General features: G+C 73.5%; 16 protein-coding genes. All 16 read right to left on the bottom strand.

Features of this window, described 5'->3' with window-relative positions; translation table 11 throughout:
* Positions 1 to 1,103, bottom strand: a 1,103-nt coding sequence (ftsZ, locus tag QSJ97_RS07710) for a cell division protein FtsZ (RefSeq protein WP_285671126.1), incomplete at its 3' end; no start/stop codon positions are given.
* 108 nt (positions 1,104 to 1,211) lie between these two features.
* Positions 1,212 to 2,558, bottom strand: a complete 1,347-nt coding sequence (gene ftsA / locus QSJ97_RS07705; RefSeq protein WP_285671125.1) for a cell division protein FtsA — start codon at positions 2,556 to 2,558, stop codon at positions 1,212 to 1,214.
* Positions 2,555 to 3,433 (bottom strand): cell division protein FtsQ/DivIB, encoded by an 879-nt coding sequence (locus tag QSJ97_RS07700; RefSeq protein WP_285671124.1) that lies wholly within the window; start codon positions 3,431 to 3,433, stop codon positions 2,555 to 2,557. The genes ftsA and QSJ97_RS07700 overlap by 4 nt, the downstream gene beginning before the upstream one ends.
* Complete coding sequence (locus QSJ97_RS07695; RefSeq protein ID WP_285671123.1) at positions 3,421 to 4,332, bottom strand: D-alanine--D-alanine ligase; 912 nt, start codon at positions 4,330 to 4,332, stop codon at positions 3,421 to 3,423. The genes QSJ97_RS07700 and QSJ97_RS07695 overlap by 13 nt, the downstream gene beginning before the upstream one ends.
* Positions 4,333 to 4,394: 62 nt before the next feature.
* On the bottom strand, positions 4,395 to 5,333 hold the full coding sequence (gene murB, locus QSJ97_RS07690) for a UDP-N-acetylmuramate dehydrogenase (RefSeq protein ID WP_285671122.1): 939 nt from the start codon (positions 5,331 to 5,333) through the stop codon (positions 4,395 to 4,397).
* A gap of 4 nt (positions 5,334 to 5,337) precedes the next feature.
* On the bottom strand, positions 5,338 to 6,786 hold the full coding sequence (gene murC, locus QSJ97_RS07685) for a UDP-N-acetylmuramate--L-alanine ligase (protein ID WP_285671121.1): 1,449 nt from the start codon (positions 6,784 to 6,786) through the stop codon (positions 5,338 to 5,340).
* Positions 6,787 to 7,592: 806 nt separating this feature from the next.
* Positions 7,593 to 8,684 (bottom strand): UDP-N-acetylglucosamine--N-acetylmuramyl-(pentapeptide) pyrophosphoryl-undecaprenol N-acetylglucosamine transferase, encoded by a 1,092-nt coding sequence (locus QSJ97_RS07680; RefSeq protein ID WP_285671120.1) that lies wholly within the window; start codon positions 8,682 to 8,684, stop codon positions 7,593 to 7,595.
* Positions 8,681 to 9,844 carry an FtsW/RodA/SpoVE family cell cycle protein gene (locus QSJ97_RS07675; protein ID WP_285671119.1) on the bottom strand — a complete coding sequence of 388 codons (1,164 nt, stop codon included), beginning with the start codon at positions 9,842 to 9,844 and terminating at the stop codon, positions 8,681 to 8,683. The genes QSJ97_RS07680 and QSJ97_RS07675 overlap by 4 nt, the downstream gene beginning before the upstream one ends.
* Complete coding sequence (gene murD, locus QSJ97_RS07670) at positions 9,841 to 11,289, bottom strand: UDP-N-acetylmuramoyl-L-alanine--D-glutamate ligase (RefSeq protein WP_285671118.1); 1,449 nt, start codon at positions 11,287 to 11,289, stop codon at positions 9,841 to 9,843. Before murD ends, QSJ97_RS07675 begins: the two co-directional genes overlap by 4 nt.
* Positions 11,290 to 11,305: 16 nt before the next feature.
* Complete coding sequence (gene mraY, locus QSJ97_RS07665; protein ID WP_285671117.1) at positions 11,306 to 12,391, bottom strand: phospho-N-acetylmuramoyl-pentapeptide-transferase; 1,086 nt, start codon at positions 12,389 to 12,391, stop codon at positions 11,306 to 11,308.
* 1 nt (position 12,392) lies between these two features.
* A complete protein-coding gene (locus tag QSJ97_RS07660) occupies positions 12,393 to 13,835 on the bottom strand; it encodes a UDP-N-acetylmuramoyl-tripeptide--D-alanyl-D-alanine ligase (protein WP_285671116.1) in 1,443 nt (480 codons plus the stop codon).
* On the bottom strand, positions 13,832 to 15,373 hold the full coding sequence (locus QSJ97_RS07655; RefSeq protein WP_285671115.1) for a UDP-N-acetylmuramoyl-L-alanyl-D-glutamate--2,6-diaminopimelate ligase: 1,542 nt from the start codon (positions 15,371 to 15,373) through the stop codon (positions 13,832 to 13,834). The genes QSJ97_RS07660 and QSJ97_RS07655 overlap by 4 nt, the downstream gene beginning before the upstream one ends.
* Positions 15,370 to 17,136 (bottom strand): peptidoglycan D,D-transpeptidase FtsI family protein, encoded by a 1,767-nt coding sequence (locus QSJ97_RS07650; RefSeq protein WP_285671114.1) that lies wholly within the window; start codon positions 17,134 to 17,136, stop codon positions 15,370 to 15,372. The genes QSJ97_RS07655 and QSJ97_RS07650 overlap by 4 nt, the downstream gene beginning before the upstream one ends.
* On the bottom strand, positions 17,133 to 17,495 hold the full coding sequence (ftsL, locus tag QSJ97_RS07645) for a cell division protein FtsL (RefSeq protein WP_285671113.1): 363 nt from the start codon (positions 17,493 to 17,495) through the stop codon (positions 17,133 to 17,135). Before ftsL ends, QSJ97_RS07650 begins: the two co-directional genes overlap by 4 nt.
* A complete protein-coding gene (rsmH, locus tag QSJ97_RS07640) occupies positions 17,492 to 18,505 on the bottom strand; it encodes a 16S rRNA (cytosine(1402)-N(4))-methyltransferase RsmH (protein ID WP_285671112.1) in 1,014 nt (337 codons plus the stop codon). Before rsmH ends, ftsL begins: the two co-directional genes overlap by 4 nt.
* Positions 18,502 to 18,936 carry a division/cell wall cluster transcriptional repressor MraZ gene (locus QSJ97_RS07635; protein WP_352231059.1) on the bottom strand — a complete coding sequence of 145 codons (435 nt, stop codon included), beginning with the start codon at positions 18,934 to 18,936 and terminating at the stop codon, positions 18,502 to 18,504. The genes rsmH and QSJ97_RS07635 overlap by 4 nt, the downstream gene beginning before the upstream one ends.
* Positions 18,937 to 19,282: the final 346 nt, after the last annotated feature.

Raw genomic sequence — 19,282 nt, 5'->3', positions numbered from 1 at the left:
GGCGCCGGCTGCGACGGCCGCCGGGCCGAGACGCCGCGCAGCGCCGCCAGCATGTTCGGGTCGGTCTCGGTCGGCTTGCGGCGCGGCGCCTGCGGCTCGGCGCGAGGCGGCTGCTGCTCGAAGGCCTCGGCCTCGATGCCGGTGGCGACGACGCTGACCCGCATCTTGCCCTCCATCTCGGGATCGAGCGCGGAGCCGAACTTGATCATCGCGTCGTGATCGACCTCCTCCTTTATACGGTTGGCGGCCTCGTCCATCTCGAACAGCGTCAGGTCGTAGCCGCCGGTGATGTTGATCAGCACGCCCTTGGCGCCCTTCAGGCTCACCTCGTCGAGCAGCGGGTTGGCGATCGCCTTCTCGGCGGCGTCGATGGCGCGGGTCTCGCCCTCGGCCTCGCCGGTGCCCATCATCGCCTTGCCCATCTGCTCCATCACCGATTTCACGTCGGCGAAGTCGAGGTTGATCATGCCGGGGCGGACCATCAGGTCGGTGACGCCCTGCACGCCCTGATAGAGCACGTCGTCGGCCATCACGAAGGCCTCGACGAAGGTGGTGCGCTCGGAGGCGACCTGGAAGAGGTTCTGGTTGGGGATCACGATCAGCGTATCCACCACCTTCTGCATCTGGCTGACGCCGGCCTCGGCCACGGCCATGCGGCGCGCGCCCTCGAAGTGGAACGGCTTGGTCACCACGCCGACGGTCAGGATGCCCATCTCGCGCGCCACCCGGGCCACCACGGGCGCCGCCCCGGTGCCGGTGCCGCCGCCCATGCCGGCGGTGATGAAGCACATATGCGCGCCCTCGAGCGCCGCGGCGATGTCCTCCACGGTCTCCTCGGCGGCGCTGTAGCCGACATCCGGCTTGCTGCCGGCGCCGAGGCCGCGGGTCACGCCGGTGCCGAGCTGCAGCTTGCGCTCCGCCTTGGAATGGGCGAGCGCCTGGCTGTCGGTGTTGGCGGCGATGAACTCGACCCCCGGGAGCTGCTTCTCGATCATGTTGTTGACCGCATTGCCCCCGGCGCCGCCGACGCCGAAGACCGTGATCCGTGCCGTGAGTTCGGGCTCGATGCCGAAATCCACCGGGTCCTTCAGATTCAGTGCCATGCTCTTCTGCCTCTTTTCTGCTGCTTGGCCTCTATCGGGCCGGGTTGTGAGCCCCTCTCCCGGGGCAGGTTCACGTGCTCGTCAAATCCCCCGTTCGCGGCCCTGCCGCTACCACGCCGTCCGCAGCCAGCGCAGCATCTCCCCCGCACGCCCCCGGCCGTGGACCGGGCGCGGCACCTCGAAATCCCAAAGCTCGTCATGCGGGCTGAGGGCATACATCGCCAGGCCCACGGCGGCGGCGTATTCCGGGCCGGTGAGCCCGGAGCGCAGCCCCGCGAGGCGCAGCGGCCGGCCGATCCGCGGGCGCCGCCCGAGCAGGCGGGTCACCACCTCGTCGAGCCCCGGCAGCTGGCAGGCCGCCCCGGTGAGCACCACCGAGCAGCCCGGCATCGCGCCGATGCCGAGCTCGATCAGCCGCGACTGCACCATGCGGAAGGTCTCCTCGATGCGCGGGCGGATCACCCCGATCAGCATGCCGCGGGAGATCTGCCGCGGCTCCGGCGCGTCCTCCTCGCCGAGCCGCGGCGCGTCGATCATCTCGCGGTCGTCGGCCTGGGTCGGCACGACGCCGCCATGCACGCACTTGATCCGCTCGGCCAGCGCATGGCGCATCATCAGCCCGCCGGCGATGTCGCCGGTGACATGCTGGCCGCCATAGCGGATCTGCTCGGCGCAGATCAGGTGGTCGCGCAGGAACACCGAGAGCCCGGTGGAGCTGCCGCCCATGTCGATGCAGATCGCCCCGGTGCGCTGCTCGTCCTCGACCAGCGCCGACAGCCCCGCCGCATAGGGCGCGCTGACGATGCCGCAGAGATCGAGGTCGCACTGCCGGATGCATTCCATCAGGTTGGCCAGCGGGCGCGCATCCACCGCCACCACATGCGAGGCGATCGAGAGCACCCGGCCGGTCATTCCCCGCGGATCGGTCAGGCCCGACTGGAAGTCGAGGCTGATCTCCACCGGCTGGCAGTGCAGGACCTGCCGCCCCGGCCCGATCGGCGGCTCCGGCGCGTTGCCGAGCGCGTTGGAGATGTCGCGGCCGGTGACCTGGCCGGTCTCGGTCTCGGTCTCGCCGACGGTCGAGAAGCTCTCGGGCCGGCCGCCGGAGAACGAGACCAGCACGTGGTCGACCCGGTCGATCCTCGGATGCGCGGCGCGCTCGGCGCCGAGCACGGCGCGGCGCACCGAGCGGGCGGCGGCGTCCATGTCGATCACCTCGCCGCGCTTCACCCCGCGCGACTGCACGGTGCAGTCGCCGACCACCTCGGCGGCGGCGAGCAGCGTGCTCGAGACCTGGTCCGAGCCGCCCGCCTCCAGCTTGCCCTGGTCGATCTTCAGGATCAGGCAGGTGATCTTGCTGCTGCCGATGTCGAGCACCGCAAGCCGGCCCCGCCGTATCCCCTGGCTCAGCCGAGAGCGCATGGCCCTGTGGATGTCGCAGGCCGCAAAATTCATGTGTCTTCCCCCAGAACCAGATCCACCTGGCGGCGCATCATCTCCTCCTGCTCGTCGCGCGGCGCCAGCCGCAGCGCCGGCCGCTCGGGCAGCCGGAGATCGATCACCGCCAGATCCCGCTTGAACAATTCCTCGCCGAAATGCAGCGCCATGGCGCCGGCCAGCGCCCGCTCGGCGCCGGTCTCCGGCAGCTTGATGGTGAGCCCGCGGTCGAGCACCAGGTCCCAGCGCCGGGCGCCCAGGCGCACGAAGGCGCGCAGCCGCGGCATCAGGTCCGGCGCCGCCGCCATCAGGCGCTCGATCTCGGCCACCCGGTCGGGCGCGCCGGGGCCGATCATCAGCGGCAGCTCCGGATGGCTGGCCCGCGGGCCGGCGCCGGAGATCACCACGCCGGTGTCGTCGATCACCCAGAGCCGCCCGTCGGGATCGCGCCAGAGCGCCGCCGGCACCCGCTCCACGACGCGGATGGTGAGCAGCCCCGCCCCGTCGTAGAACAGCGCCGCCGAGGCGACCTCGCCGAGGCTCTCGATCTCCTGGCGCAGCCCGTCGAGATCGAGCCGCAGCGAGCTCTGCCCGCGCACCGGGCCGACCACCGCGCGCAGCACCGCCTCGAGCCCCGGCGCCGCGCCCTCGACCGCGACCCCGCGCACCAGGAATTCCGGCCGCGCCACGATGCGCTCGACCACCCCGGCCACCTCGGCCTCGATGGCGAGGCGCAGCCGGTCGGTCGAGACCACCGCCCAGCCGGCCAGCGCCAGCGCGGTGACCGGCGCATAGACCAGCGCGATGTTGCGCAGCCAGGCCTGCGCCCAGGCCCGCCGCAGCCGGTAGGCGAGCCGCGACGGCCCGGCGCTGCGCTCGCTCACCGTCCGCATGAGGCGTCCTCCACGAGCCAGGCGCAGAGCGCGGGGAAATCCATGCCGCAATGCGCCGCCTGCTCCGGCGCCAGCGAGGTCGGCGTCATGCCCGGCTGGGTGTTGGTCTCGAGCAGCACCAGCCCCTCGGCGCCGCGCGCCTCGTCCCAGCGGAAATCGGTGCGGCTGAGGCCGCGGCAGCCGAGCGCGCGATGCGCCGCCAGCGCATGCGCCCGGCAGGCCTCGGCGATGGCGTCCGGCACCGCCGCCGGCACCACGTGGCGCGAGCCGCCGGTGGCGTATTTCGCGTGGTAGTCGTACCAGCCCTCGGCGATGATGTCGGTCACCGCCAGCGTCCGCTCGCCGAGCACCGCCACCGTGAGCTCGCGCCCCGGCACATAGGCCTCGACCATCAGCGTCTCGGGCTCGTCGGGAGAGAGCCGCACCGGGGCGTTGGCGCCCTCCAGCACGATATGCACGCCGACCGAGGAGCCCTCGTTGTAGGGCTTCACCACATAGGGCGGCGCCATCGGGTGCCCGGCCTCGATCTCGGCCCGGCTGGCCAGCCGCCCCTCGGCCACCGGCAGCCCCTCGGCGGCATAGACCGCCTTGGCCCGGATCTTGTCCATCGCCAGCGCCGAGGCCAGCACGCCGGAATGGGTATAGGGCAGGCGCAGCCATTCGAGCAGGCCCTGCACGCAGCCATCCTCGCCCCAGCGACCATGCAATGCGTTGAACACGACATCCGGGCGCGCGGCATCCAGCGCCGCGGCGACGTCGTGCCCCGCATCGATCTCGGCCACATCATACCCAGCGTGCCGCAGCGCCCGGGCGCACTCCCGCCCGGACACGAGGGACACCTCGCGCTCGGCGGACACACCGCCCTTGAGCACTGCCACGCGGGAGGTCCTGCTCGACATCCGCGCCTCTGTCCCCGGTTCCGCGTCATTTCCCGCGTCGGAATCCGGTCTGATTTGTTGTTTTATTGTTGCAGACTAACGCCGATACGACGGATTTCCCAGCGCAAATCGACGCCTGAAGCGGATTTTACGCGCGCACGAACCGTCTCCCCCAGACCCTCCAGATCCGCCGCCGAGGCGTTGTCATTGTTGATCAGGAAGTTGCAGTGTTTTTCTGAGACCTTGGCTCCACCGAGGGTGAGCCCGCGGCAGCCGGCGGCGTCGATCAGCTCCCAGGCGCGGTGGCCCGGCATCGGCGCATCGCCGTTGGAGGAGACCCCGGCGGGGTTGCGGAAGGTGCTGCCGCCGGTGCGGCTGCGCAGCGGCTGGCTGGCCTCGCGGCGCTCCAGCAGCTCGGCCATGCGGGCGGCGATCGCCTCCGGCGCGTCCGGCTCTCCGGCGAAGCCGGCGCGGGTGAAGACCAGCCCTTCGGCGGCGCGCGCCTCGCGATAGGCAAAGCCCATCTCCGCGGGGCTCAGCCGCAGCAGCCGGCCGTCCCGCGTCACCGCCTCGGCCCAGAGCAGCCGGTCCTTCACCTCGACGCCGTAGCAGCCGGCATTCATCGCCAGCGCGCCGCCGATGCTGCCGGGGATGGTGCGCAGGAACTCGAGCCCGGCGAGCCCGGCCTGCGCCGCCGCCCCGGCGACCCGCGCATCCAGCGCCGCGGCGCCGGCGATTACCGCCGCTCCCTCCGTCTCCACCGCGCCGAAGCCGCGGCCGACCCGGATCACCACGCCGCCGATGCCGCCGTCGCGCACCAGCAGGTTGGAGCCGACGCCGATCGCGGTGACCGGCACCGCGGCCGGGCAGCCCTTCAGGAACTCCGCCAGATCCGCCGCATCCGCCGGCTGGAACAGGAGCTCCGCCGGCCCGCCGACGCGGAACCAGGTGAGATCGGCCAGCACCCGGCCGGGGGTCAGCCGCCCCCGCACCGCCGGCAGCCGCTCGGCGAGCCCCGCCATCGCCTCAGCCCTGCGCCGCCCGCGGCGCGTCGCCGCCGCCGAGCCGCGCCAGCTCCTCCGGCAGCGCATTGGCCCAGGCCGAGATCGAGCCGGCGCCGAGGCAGATCACCAGATCCCCCGGCCGCGCCTCGGCGGCGACCCAGGCGGCCAGCCCCTCCGGCGCCCGCAGCGCATGCGCCCGGCGGTGGCCATGGGCGCGCAGCCCGCCGACCAGCGCATCCCGCGAGACGCCCTCGATCGGCGCCTCGCCGGCGGCGAAGACATCGGTGATCGCGACGACATCGGCATCGTTGAAGGCGGCGCAGAACTCCTCGAAGAGGTCGTGCAGCCGGCTGTAGCGGTGCGGCTGGTGGATCGCGATCACCCGGCCGCCGCTCTCCGCCACCGAGGCGCGGGCCGCCTTCAGCACCGCCGCGATCTCCACCGGATGATGGCCGTAATCGTCGATGATCCGCGCGCCCTGCCAGCTGCCGACCAGGGTGAAGCGCCGCTTGACGCCCTTAAAGCCCTCGAGCCCGGCGCGGATCTCGTCCATGCCGATCTGCAGCTCGCGGGCCGCGGCGATCGCGGCCAGGGCGTTGCAGACGTTGTGCTCTCCCGGCATCGGCAGGCTCAGCCCGGGGTGCCGCTCGTCGCCCTCCGGCCCCCGCAGTACGAGGTCGAAGCGCATCCGCCCGCCTTCATGGCCGAGGTTCTCGGCGCGGATGTCGGCCTGCCGCGAGAGCCCGTAGGTCACCACCCGGCGGTCGGTGACGCGGCCGATCAGCGACTGCACCTCCGGATGGTCCATGCAGGCGATCAGCGCGCCATAGAACGGGATGTTGGAGACGAAGGCGTCGAACCCCTCGCGCAGCGCCTCCACCGTTCCGTAATGGTCCATGTGCTCGGGGTCGATATTGGTGACGATGGCGATCGTCGCCGGCAGCTTCACGAAGGTCCCGTCGGATTCGTCGGCCTCGACGACCATCCAGCGGCCGTCGCCGAGCCGGGCGTTGCTGCCATAGGACTGGATGATGCCGCCGTTGATCACGGTCGGGTCCTCGCCGCCGGCATCGAGCAGCGCCGAGACCATCGAGGTCGTCGTCGTCTTGCCATGGGTGCCGGCCACGGCGACGTTCCAGCGCAGCCGCATCAGCTCGGCCAGCATCTCCGCCCGGCGCACCACCGGCAGCGAGCGCTCGCGCGCCGCGGCAAGCTCGGGATTGTCCGGCCGGATCGCCGTGGAGATCACGCAAACCCCTGCCCCCTCGACGTTTTCCGCCGCGTGACCGACCGCGATCCGGGCCCCGAGATTGCGCAGCCGGGCGACGATCGGGCTCTCGCGGATATCCGATCCCTGCACCTGGTAGCCCATGTTGAGCAGCACCTCGGCGATGCCGGACATGCCGATCCCGCCGATGCCGATGAAGTGGATGGGGCCGATATCGAGCGGGAGCGCGGTGGGTGGGTTCACGGGTTCGGATCTCTCGAAGCTGGGTCTGGAATGGGTCTGGTTTCGGTATGGCTTTGGCAAGGCATCCCGAGCGGGATTGAGCCGGGCGCCTAGCAGGCAGCGGCGGCGCTGCCAAGGCCCGGATGCGAACCGTTCCGAAATGCTATTCTAACGCCGGGGCCCTCCCGAAGCCGGCGCGCACCGAGGCTCCGGCGCGGCACGGCGCAGCGAACCGGCAGCGGACGGATGCGCCGGACCGTCCGCCGGCCAGGTCCGCACCGGACCCCCGCCGCCGGAAGCGCCGCGCCCGGATCCGCCCCGGAAGTTCGGGCGGGACCCGCCCAGGGGAAACCTCCCGCGGGAGGTCCGGAAGAACCCACCGGAGGACGGTTCGCGCGGGAAGGTCCGAAACGAACCCGCCGAAGAGCGGTCCGCACGGGATGTTCGGGAAGAACCTGCCGGAGGGCAACCCAAACGGGAGGTTCGGTCGGAACCTGCCGAAGGGCAGTTCGTGCGGGAGGTTCGAAACGAACCCGCCGAAGGACGGTTCGCACGGAAAGTTCGGGAGGAACCTGCCGGAGGGCAACCCACACGGGATGTTCGGGAGGAACCTGCCAGAGGGCAGTGCGCGCGGGCGGGTCGGAACGAACCAGCCGAAGGGCAGATCACGCGGGAGGTTCGGGAGAAACCTGCCAAAGGGTGGCTCGCATGGGCGGGGCCGAAGGACCCCGCCAGAGGGCAGGCCGCGCCGGCGTGTCCGGAGCCCCCCGCCGAAGGGCGGGTCGCGCGGGCGGGTCGGGGCGAGGCCCGGCCAGGGGTGCTGCCGCTCACGCCGCGATCTCCTCGAGCATGTCGGCGAGGCGGTGGGCGGCCCCGGGCCGGCCCTCGGCGCGGGCGGCGGCGGCCATCGCCGCGGCGGCGGCGGGCGTGCCGAGGATGCGGGCGATCTCGGCGCCGAGGCTCGCCGGCGTCAGCGCCGCCTGCGGCGCCAGCACCGCGGCGCCGGGGCCGGCGAGGCTGCGGGCATTGGCGCTCTGGTGGTCGGCCATGGCGGAGGGCAGCGGCACCAGGATCGACGGGCGGCCGATGGCGGCGAGCTCGGCCACCGTCGAGGCGCCGGCGCGGGCCACCACGAGATGCGCCGCGGCGATGCGGGCCGGCATGTCGGCGAAGAACGGCGCGAGCTCGGCGCGGATGCCGGCGGCGGCATAGGCGGCCGAGACCGCATCCGCCTCGCCCTCGCGGATCTGCTGCACCACCGAGAGCCGGCTGCGCAGGGCCTCCGGCAGCCCGGCCAGCGCCGCCGGCACCCGCTCGGCGAACACCGAGGCGCCCTGGCTGCCGCCGAAGACGAGGAGCCGCAGCGCCCCCTCTCCCGGCGCCTCGTAGGGCGCGGCGGCGGCCTCCAGCACCGCGCCGCGCACCGGGTTGCCGACATGCTCGAGCCGCGCCCCCGACGGCGCGCCGGAGACCGGCCAGATGCCGCAGGCGACCCGGTCGACCCGCCCGGCGAAGGCGCGGTTGACCCGGCCCAGCACGCCGTTCTGCTCGTGGATCAGCCGCGGGATGCCGAGCGCCCAGGCCGCCGCCAGCGCCGGGATCGCCGGATAGCCGCCGAAGCCGGCCACCGCCGCCGGCCGCGCGCGGCGGAAGCGCATCCAGGCGCCGAGGCAGCCGCGGGCCAGCGTCACCGGCACCGCGAGGCGCGCGGTCAGCCCGCCGCGGGCGGTGGTGGCGGCGCGCAGCTCGATGCGCTCGACCGCCGCCGGAAAGCCCCCGGCATAGCGCAGGCCGCGCGCATCGGTGGCCAGCGCCACGCGCCAGCCGCGATCGAGCAGGGTCTCGGCCAGCGCCTGCGCCGGGAACAGGTGCCCGCCGGTGCCGCCCGCCGCGAGCACCGCCAGCCGAGCCTCGGTCACAGGCGGCTCCGCAGCACCGCGGCGGGGTCGAGCGGCCGGGTCCGGGTGATCGCCAGCAGCGCGCCCATGGCGAAGCCGGCCGCCAGCATCGAGGAGCCGCCATAGGAGACGAAGGGCAGCGTCATCCCCTTGGCCGGCAGCAGCCGGATCGCGACGCCGAAATTGACGAAGGCCTGCAGCCCGATCATCACCGCCAGCCCGGTGCCGGCGAGGCGCAGGAACGGGTCGGAGACCTCGATCAGCCGGGTCAGCGCGCGCAGGCAGAGGAACAGGTAGAGCCCGACGAGGCCGAGCACGAAGAGCAGGCCGAACTCCTCCGCCGCCACCGCCACGATGAAATCGGTATGCGCGTCCGGCAGGGTCCATTTCACCGAGCCCTGCGCCGCGCCGACGCCGAACATCCCGCCCTCGCGGATCGCCGCCATGGCATAGGCGAGCTGGGTGTTGGGGTCCACCGTGCCGGCGAGATAGCCGTCGATCCGACCGGCGAAATGCGCCGAATGCACATAGGCATAGGCGCCGGCCCCGACCACCACCGCGGCAAGCCCGACCAGCACCAGCACGTTGGCGCCGGAGACGAAGAACATCGCGGTGTAGATCGCGACGATCAGCATCGCCTGGCCGAAATCCGGCTGCAGCGCCAGCAGCCCGGCGATCAGCGCGGCGCCGAGCCCGGCGATCAGCCGCCCCGGCGGCCCGTGCGGGTCCTGCGACCCGGCCATCACCCAGGCGGCGGCGATGACGAAGGCGGGCTTGAGGATCTCCGAGGGCTGCAACGAGGCGAAGCCGAGCGAGTACCAGCGCACCGCGCCCTTGCCGAAATCGGTGCCGAGCCAGGGCAGCAGCGCGATCGCGAGGAAGCTGCCGAGGAACAGCAGCACCCCGATCCGGCGCAGGCTGCGCAGCGTCGCGGTGGAGATCAGGATGGCGAGGCCGAAGCCGGCGGCGGCGAAGACCAGGTGCCGCGTCACGTAGTGATAGGTGCCGAGCCCGTTCTTGGCGGCGAGCGGCGGCGAGGCGGCCAGCGCCAGCACCACCCCGAGGGCGGTGAGCGCCAGCACCGCGCCGAGCGACCAGCGGTCGATGTTGTGCCACCAGTCCTCGAGCGCGGAGGATCCGGCGCGGCGGGGGGCGGCGCCGCGGAAGGCCATCTCGGTCATCGGGCAGTCTCCTCTCGGTCGTCGCGGGGGGCGGCGTCGGGCGGCGCGAGATGCGGCGCGGCGAGCGCCCGGAAGGCATCGCCGCGGGCCTCGAAATCGGCGAACTGGTCGAAGCTGGCGGCGGCCGGCGAGAGCAGCACCACGGCGCCGGGGGCGGCGGCGGCGGCGGCGGCGGCGACCGCGGCCTGCAGCGTGCCGCAGCGGGTCTGCGGGGTCTCGCCGAGCTCGGCGGCGAAGCGCTCCGCCGCCTCGCCGATCAGATAGGCATGGGCGATGCGCGGGAACAGCGGCGCGAGGGCGGCGATGCCGTCCTCCTTGGCCCGGCCGCCGAGGATCAGGTGCACCCCCTCGAAGGCGGCGAGCGCGCGGGCGGTGGCGGCGGCATTGGTCGCCTTGCTGTCGTTGACCCAGATCACGCCGGACGGGCTGGCGCCGAGCCGCTCCATGCGGTGCGCGAGGCCCGGGAAGCTCGCCAGCCCGGCCTCGATCGCCTTCGGCCCGAGGCCGAGCGCGCGCGCCGCGGCATAGGCGGCGGCGGCGTTCTGGTGGTTGTGGGCGCCGAGCAGCCCCGGGCAGGCGCGCATGTCGATGGCGGCGACCTGCCTGCCGCCGCGCCACTCCGTGAGGTGGCTGCGGTTCATGAAGACGCGCCAGTCCGGCCAGCCCTCGCCCCTGAGGCGCCGGCTGGCGGAGATCGCGATCAGGTCCTCCGGCGGGATCAGCGAGGCGAGGAAGCGGCCCTCCGGCTCGTCGATGCCGATGATGGCGCGGGCCGGGGCGCCGGCCTCGAAGAGCCGCCGCTTGGCCGCGAAATAGCCGCCGATGCCGCCGTGCCGGTCGAGATGGTCGGGCGCGAGGTTGAGGAACACCGCGATGTCCGGCGCCAGCGCGCGCGCCAGTTCGGTCTGGTAGGAGGAGAGCTCCAGCACCACCGTCTCGCCCGGCCCCGGCGGGTCGAGATCGAGCGCGGCGCGGCCGATGTTCCCGCCCATCTGCACCGGGCGCCGGGCGGCGGCGAGGATGTGCCGCAGCAGCGCCGTGGTGGTGGACTTGCCGTTGGAGCCGGTGATCGCCACCACCTTCGGCTCCGGCCCCTCGTCGAAATCGAGCTTCGCCGCCTCGAGCGCCGCGAAGAACAGCCCGATCTCGTTGTCCACCGGCACCCCGGCGGCCTGCGCCAGCGCGATCGCGGGATGCGGCGCCGGGTAGAGATGCGCGATGCCCGGCGAGACGATCAGCGCCGCGAGCCCGGCCGCCGCGCGCTCCCGGGCGAGGTCCTCGACCGCGAAGCCGGCCTCGGCGGCCCTGCCGCGGGCGGCCTCGCCGTCGTCCCAGAGCACCGGCTCGGCGCCGCCGGCGGCCAGCGCCCGCGCCGTCGCCAGCCCGGAGCGGCCGAGGCCGAGCACGCCGACCCGCGCGCCGGCATATGCGCTGACCGGGATCATGCCGCGCCGCGCCGCATCAGCGCACCTTCAGCGAGGCCAGCCCGACCATCGCGAGGATCACCGCGATGATCCAGAAGCGGATCACGATGGTCGGCTCCTGCCAGCCCTTCTGCTCGAAATGGTGGTGGATCGGCGCCATCAGGAAGACCCGCTTGCCGGTGAGCTTGTAGAAGCCGACCTGGATCATCACCGAGACCGCCTCCACCACGAAGAGCCCGCCGATGATCGCCAGCACCACCTCGTGCTTGACCGCCACCGCGATGGCACCGAGGCAGCCGCCCAGCGCCAGCGAGCCGGTGTCGCCCATGAAGACCGCGGCCGGCGGCGCGTTGTACCAGAGAAAGCCCAGCCCGGCGCCGATGATCGCGCTGGCGATGATGAAGATCTCGCCGGTGCCGGGCACGTAGTTGAGCTGCAGGTATTCGGTGAAGTCGGCGCGCCCGACGACATAGGCGATGATGCCGAGCGAGCCGGCGGCGATCATCACCGGCACGATGGCCAGCCCGTCGAGCCCGTCGGTGAGGTTCACCGAGTTGGCGCTGCCGGCGATCACCAGCATGGCGAAGGGCAGGAAGGCGATGCCGGCATGGATCACCGTGGCCTTGTAGAACGGGATCGCCACCGCGTTCTGCAGCGTCTCGGGCTGCAGCGCCGTGGCGCCGAGCGCCGCCGCCAGCCCGATCAGCAGCCCGATGGTGAGCCGCACCCGGCCCGAGACGCCCTTGTGGCTCTGCTTGGTCACCTTGGCATAGTCGTCGAAGAAGCCGATGGCGCCGAAGCCCAGCGTCACCAGCAGCACGATCCAGACGAAGCCGTTGTCGAGCCGCGCCCAGAGCAGCGTCGAGATCACCAGCGCCGCGAGGATCATCACCCCGCCCATGGTCGGCGTGCCGGCCTTGGCGACGATGTGGCTCTGCGGCCCGTCCTCGCGGATCGGCTGGCCCTTCTTCTGCTTGCGGCGCAGCCAGTTGATGATCGGCCGGCCGAACAGGAAGCCGAACAGCAGCGCCGTCATCAGCGCGCCGCCGGCCCGGAAGGTGATGTAGCGGAACAGGTTGAAGATGTCCCCGCCATCGCTGAGCTGGGAAAGGTAGTAAAGCATGTCAGCCGTCCTCGCCTGAGATCTTCGCCTGCCCCAAACGGCGGATCGCCGCGAGCACCGGGCCCATGCGGGCCCCCTTCGAGCCCTTGACCATGCAGACATCGCCCGCGTCAACCAGGCGCCCGGCGCGCGCCGCCAGCTCGGTGCTGTCCGCGGCCCAGATGCCGCGGCGCCGGCGCGGCAGCGCGGCATGCAGCGCCCGCATCCGCGGCCCGCAGCAATGCACGATGTCGGCGGCGGCGATCTCCGGGCTGGTGGCCAGGCTGGCATGCATCGCGATCTCCTCCGGCCCGAGCTCCAGCATGTCGCCGAGAAAGACGATGCGCCGCCCGCGCGCCACCCGGCCGATATTGTGCGCGACCGGGGCGGCGGCCAGCGCCTCCAGCGCCGCGCGCATCGAGGCCGGGTTGGCGTTGAAGCTCTCGTCGATCAGCGTGATCTCGCCGTCGAGCCCGCCGGGGCCGAGGCGCACCCGCTCGCGCGCGCCGCGCCCCTTCGGCGCGTGCCAGCGCGGCAGCTCCAGCGCCGCGCGGGCGGTGTCGAGCCCCAGCGCCGCGACGCAGGCGAGCGCCGCGCAGGCGTTCTCGGCAAAATGCCGCCCGGCCGCGCCGATGCGGAAGATCAGCCGCCCGCCCTCCGGCCCGAGCGTGGCCCGGACCACCGTCGTCGCGTCGCGGATCGCCACGTGGTCGGCGACGATCTCGCCGCCTTCGCCGAAGCGGACGACGCGCGCGGCGCCGGCCTGCGCCAGCAGCCGCGGGGTCTGCGGATCGGCGGCGTTGACCACCGCGATGCCGCCCTCGGCCAGCCCCTCGAAGATCTCCGCCTTGGCATCGGCGATCGCCTCGATGCCGGAGAAATGCTCGAGATGCACCGCCCGCACGCAGGTCACCAGCGCCAGCTCGGGCCGCGCCAGCCGCGACAGCGGCGCGATCTCGCCGGCATGGTTCATGCCGATCTCCAGCACCGCGAAGTCGCAGTCCCGCGGCAGCCGCGCCAGGGTCAGCGGCACGCCCCAGTGGTTGTTGAAGCTGCGCTCGGCGGCATGCACCCGGCCATGCGTCGCCAGCATCATCGCCAGCATGTCCTTGGTCGAGGTCTTGCCGACCGAGCCGGTCACCGCCAGCACCCGCGCCCGGCTGCGCGCCCGCGCCGCGGCGGCCAGCCCGGTGAGCCCGGCCAGCGTGTCGCCGACCACCAGCAGCGGCGCATCCGCCGGCACGCCCTTCGGCCGATGGGTGACCATGGCCGCCGCCGCGCCGCGCTTCAGCGCATCGGCGACGAAGCCGTGCCCGTCGCGCGCCTCGCCGGCCAGCGCGACGAAGAGATCGCCGCGCTCCAGCTCCCGGCTGTCGATCGCGACGCCGGTCGCCGCGAAGGCGTGCCGCGCCTCCCCGCCGGTCGCCGCCGCCGCCGCCTCGGATGTCCAGAGCGCCTCGGTCATGGGCCGCCTTCGGTCTCCTCGTCCAGATCCCAGCCGTCCTCGCCGAGCCCGCCATCGAGCGCCGCCACCGCGGCCCGGGCCTGGCTGGCATCGTCGAAGGGCAGCAGCTGCCCGCCGATCTCCTGCCCTTGCTCGTGCCCTTTTCCGGCAATCAGAAGGCAATCGCCAGCCCCTTTGAGGGCATCGACCCCGGCCAGTATGGCCTCCGTCCGGTCGCCGATCTCCTCGCCCTCGGGGCAGCCGGCCATCACCTCGGCGCGGATCGCCGCCGGGTCCTCCGAGCGCGGGTTGTCGTCGGTCACGATCGCATGGTCGGCGCCGACATCCATCGCCCGGCCCATCAGCGGGCGCTTGCCGCGGTCGCGGTCGCCGCCGGCGCCGGCCACCACGATCAGCCGGCCCGCGCAATGCGGGCGCAGCGCCGCCAGCGCGGTGGCGAGCGCGTCCGGCGTGTGGGCGTAGTCGACGAAGATCTGCGCGCCGTTCGCGCGGCGGGCGACCCGCTCCATGCGCCCGCGCACCCCGGTCAGCCTCGGCAGCGCGGCAAACACCGCCTCCGGCGGCGTGCCGGTGGCCAGCGCCAGCCCCGCCGCCAGCGCCGCGTTGTCGCCCTGGAACGGGCCGACGAGATCGAGCGAGACCGGCACCCGCTCGCCCATCCAGCCGAGCGTCAGCCGCTGCCCCTCGCCGTGGAAGCTGCGCTCCGAGACCGAGAGCGCGCCGCCCTCGCCGACGCCGACGAAGAGCAGCCCGCGCGCCTCGGCCAGCGCCCGCACCTCGCGGCCATGCGGCTCGGCGGCGGCGACCACCGCGGCGGCGCCCTCGGGCAGCACCTCGGCGAACAGCCGGAGCTTGGCGGCGACATAGTCCTCGTGCGTCGGGTGATAGTCCATGTGGTCGCGCTGGATGTTGGTCAGCGCCCCGGCGGCCAGCCGCACCCCGTCGGTCCGGTGCTGCACCAGCCCGTGCGAGGAGGCCTCCATCGCGGCATGGGTGATGCCGGCCTCGGCCAGCCGGTCGAGCAGCCGGTGCAGGGTGAGCGGCTCGGGCGTGGTATGGGCGATGGCGCCGGCCAGCTCCCTGCCCGCGCCCTCCACCCCGGTGGTGCCGAAGGCGGCGGCGCGGTGCCCGGCATGGGCCCAGATCTGGCGCAGGAAGGCGGCGACCGAGGTCTTGCCGTTGGTGCCGGTGACCGCGACCATCACCTCCGGCTGGCGCGGCCAGAACGCCGCCGCGGCATGGGCGAGCGCGGCGCGCGGGCTGTCGGTGATCACCACCGGCACCGGCAGGCCGCCGAGATCGGCGCGCAGGATCTCCGCCCCGGTCGGCGTCGCCACCACCGCCGCCGCGCCCTGGCGCACGGCGTACTGCGCGAACCTGGCGCCGTCGACCACGGTGCCCGGCAGCGCGAAGAAGAGATCGCCCTCGCGCACCGCGCGGCTGTCGATGGCGAGCCCGGAGATCCGCGGCTCCGCCTCCGGCCCGCGCCGAGGCAGCCCGGCGAGGCCGAGCCCGGCGAGCGTCAGCGCCCGGCTCACCGGAGCGCCCGCCGCGCCTCGGTGCCCTGCGGCGGCAGCACCGGCGGCAGCTCGGGGCGCAGCCCCAGCATCGGCGCGAGGCGGCGGATCGCCTCGGCCGTCACCGGCACCGCGGTCCGGCTCGCCTCGCGCTTGCCGCTTTCGGGATCGGTCGGCTCGTCGAGCATGATCAGCATGGCATAGCGCGGGTTGGTGACCGGGAAAACGCTGGCGAAGCTGGCGAGCACGCGATCGTGATGATAGCCGCGGCCATCGGCGCGGGCCTTGTCGGCGGTGCCGGTCTTGCCGCCCACGGCATAGCCCTCGACATCGGTGCGCCGCCCGGTGCCGCGCTTGACCACGGCGCGCAGCATGTCGAGCATCTGCGCCGAGGTGCGCTCGGAGAACACCTGCTCGCCCGGCGCCCGGCCGCCCTTCATCAGCGTCGGCACCACCAGCCGCCCGCCATTGGCGATGGTCGCGAACGCGGCGGTCAGGTGCAGCGGCGAGACCGCGAGGCCGTGGCCGAAGGAGATCGTCAGCGTCGACAGCTCGGTCCAGTTCGGCGGCAGCATCGGCCGCGCGCTGGCCGCCTCGCCGATCTCCAGCGGCAGCGGCTCGAGCATCCCGAGCCGGTCGAGATAGTCGCGGAAGCGCCGGGTGCCGACCGCGCGGGCCAGCCGCGCCGCGCCGATGTTGGAGGAGCGCCGGACGATGTCGGTCACCGTCATCGCCGCCGGCATCGCGTGCATGTCGCGGATGCGCTGGCGGCCGAAGCGCACCGGCGTGCCGGTCTCGATCATCGTCTCGGGCCCGGCGATGCCGGCATCGAGGGCGATCGCCGCGGTGATCGGCTTGAACACCGAGCCGAGCTCGTAGACCCCCTTGATCGCCCGGTTGAAGCGCGGGTTGTCCTCGCCGCCGGCGACGCTGCGGACCTCGGAATTGGGGTTGAAATCCGGCAGCGAGACCAGCGCCAGGATCTCGCTGCTGCGGATGTCGAGCAGGATCCCCGCGGCGCCCTTGGCCGAGGTGTGCTCGATGCCGCGCTGCAGGATCTCGGTCAGCGCCGCCTGCACGCCGAGATCGATCGAGAGCGGCAGCGGCGTGTCGCGCAGCGCCGGGTCGCGCAGCCGCTCGTCGAAATGGAACTCCGCCCCGGCGGTGCCGATCAGCTCCGCCGCGTTGACCCCCTCCGAGCCGTATTTCGTGCCGCCCACCAGATGCGCCGCCATGCGCCCGGCGGGATAGACGCGCATGTCGCGCCGGCCGAACTTGAGCCCCGGGATCGCCGGCTTGAGGTCCATCACCGCGGCCTTCTGGCGCGGCGTCACCGGGCGGTGCACCCAGACGAACTTGCGCTTGGCGCTGAGCCGGCGATAGAGCTCGTCGCGCCCGAGCCGCGGGAAGATCGGCGCCAGCGCATCCGCCGCCGCCGCCGGGTCGCGGATCTCGCGCGGATCGGCATAGAGCGCCCAGGCCGGCAGGTTGGCCGCCAGCAGCCGCCCGGCCCGGTCGGTGATCGCGCCGCGCACCGGGGTCTCGGGATGGAGGCCGGCGGCGTGCGAGGGCTCCGCCGGATCGCCGAGCGCCGCCATCGCCATCTTCGCCGCCAGCGCGCCATAGGCCAGCAGGAAGACGAACATCACCAGCACCAGGCGCCAGTCGTCGCGGCGCACCGGGGCCAGCTCGCCGGCCGCCTCGCCGGTGCTCGCCGGCTCCGGCGGCGGCGCCAGCTCGGGGTCGACGAAGGATTGCGGGTCGATCTCGTGCGGGCGGATCATTCGGCACCTCCCGGCAGCCCGCCGGCGAGCTGCACCTCGCCCGCCGGCAGCACCCGCGCGGTGAGCGGCGGCTTCGGCGGATAGGGGATCTCGGCGACCTCCTTGAAATGCTCCGAGGTGATCGGCATCAGCATCAGCGCGTCGCGGTTCGCCACCACCAGCCGGCGCAGCCGGGCCGGGTCGTTGAGCAGCGCCCATTCCACGTCGAGCACCCGGATGCGCTCGCGCTCGGCGGCGATCTCGCGCTCCAGCGCATCGACCCGCTTCAGCGCCTCGGCGGTCTCGTAGTTGACGTGATAGGCCCAGGCGGCGGCGCTCACCAGCGCGAGCATCGACAGGGCGAATCCGGTCCGGGTCATCGCAGGGCCTCCCCTCTGGACGATGTCTGCGGCAGCCGCGGCAGGCCGAGATCCGCCGGGTCGAGCGCCACCGCCGGCGCCGCGGTGCGCCGGGCCCAGCGCAGCCGCGCCGAGCGCGCGCGCGGGTTGGCGGCGGTCTCGGCCGCGTCGGCGGCGCGGGCGGCGGCCGGGCGCTCGTAGCGGGCCGGCGCCTCGGCGATCTCCGGCAGGTGGCGCGAGCGGCCGGGGCCGCGCCCCGAGGCGGCCTGGAGATAGCGCTTGACGATGCGGTCCTCGAGCGAATGGAAGCTGACCACCGCGAGCCGCCCGCCCGGCGCCAGCACCCGCTCCGCCGCCAGCAGCGCCGCGGCGAGCTGGCCGAGCTCGTCGTTGACCGCGATGCGCAGCGCCTGGAAGGTGCGCGTCGCCGGATGCGGCTGGCCCGGGCGCTGCGCCGGCATCACCCCGGCCACCACCTCGGCGAGCCGGCCGGTGCGCAGGATCGGCGCCTCGGCGCGCGCCCGGACGATGGCCCGCGCGATGCGCCGCGCCGCCCGGTCCTCGCCATAGAGGAAGATGATGTCGGCCAGCTCGGCCTCCGAGGCCTCGGCCACCAGATCCGCCGCGCCCGGCCCCGCATCGCCCATGCGCATGTCGAGCGGCCCGTCGCGCAGGAAGGAGAAGCCGCGCTCGGCCCGGTCGAGCTGCATCGAGGAGACCCCGACATCGAGCACCACCCCGTCGAGCGCCGCGGCCCCCGCCGCCTCGGCCTCCTCGGCCAGATCGGCGAACTCGGCCTCGCGCAGCGCCAGCCGCGCGCCGGCCTCGGCCGCCAGCGCGGCGCCGCCGGCGATCGCCGTCGGGTCGCGGTCGAGCGCGATCACCCGCGCCGCGCCGGCCGCCAGCAGCGCCCGCGTGTAGCCGCCGGCGCCGAAGGTGCCGTCGAGGAACACCCCGCCCGCCACCGGCTCCAGCGCCTCCAGCACCGGCCCCAGCAGCACCGGGACATGGGGTGCCGGGCCCGCGCTCATTCGATGTCCACCAGGCCCGTGAGGTCCATCTCGAAGGGCTCGGCATCCTCCTCGTCCTCCGGCCCGTGGACCTCCTCGTAGCGCTCCGGCTTCCACATCTCGAAGGTATCGCCCTCGCCGACGAACTTGACCCAGCCCTCGAGGTCCAGCTCCTCGCGCAGCTCCCGCGAGAGCACGAAACGCCCGCCATCCTCGAGGCTCACCGGCCGCGCCTCGTGGATGTAGCGCCGGCGCGCCTGCTGGCGCTGCCTGGGGGTCTTGTACTTTGTCTGGTTGACCCGGCTGACCAGCCGCTCATGCGCGACCCGCGTCATGCCGAGATGGCTGTCGCCGCGGCCGGCGGGCACCAGGATGAACTCCTCGGCGCATCGGTGGAAGCTGAGCACCTCGCGATAGTCGGACGGCAGCGAGACGCGACCCTTCGCGTCCACCTTGTGCTTCGCCGATCCGATGAACAACCGCGCCAAGACCGCCCCGCTCCGCCCGACCTGAAGCGCCGCCCTGCCCGTGACGGGACCCGGAATGAAACGGGGCGGCCCGGGCATCCTGCCGGGTCCGCCCCGCGTCCCTCGTCCGTCATGGCCCGGGAGGGAGGGCCCTGGTCCTTCGCCACCATCGCCGCGCGCCGGTTTTCCGGTCTGCGCGGCGCACGGGGAAGGCCGCCTGTGCCTGTATGAAACTGCCTCGGAGTTTTTTTGTCCGGCGGCCTTCCCTGTAAGTGATTCTTACCCCAACGGAGGCCCTCACTCAAGGGATTTCAGGGTACATCATGGTACA

This window comes from Paralimibaculum aggregatum (assembly GCF_030270585.1).
In the GTDB taxonomy this organism is placed as follows: domain Bacteria; phylum Pseudomonadota; class Alphaproteobacteria; order Rhodobacterales; family Rhodobacteraceae; genus Thermohalobaculum; species Thermohalobaculum aggregatum.
This window is presented reverse-complemented; position numbering and strand designations above follow the sequence as displayed.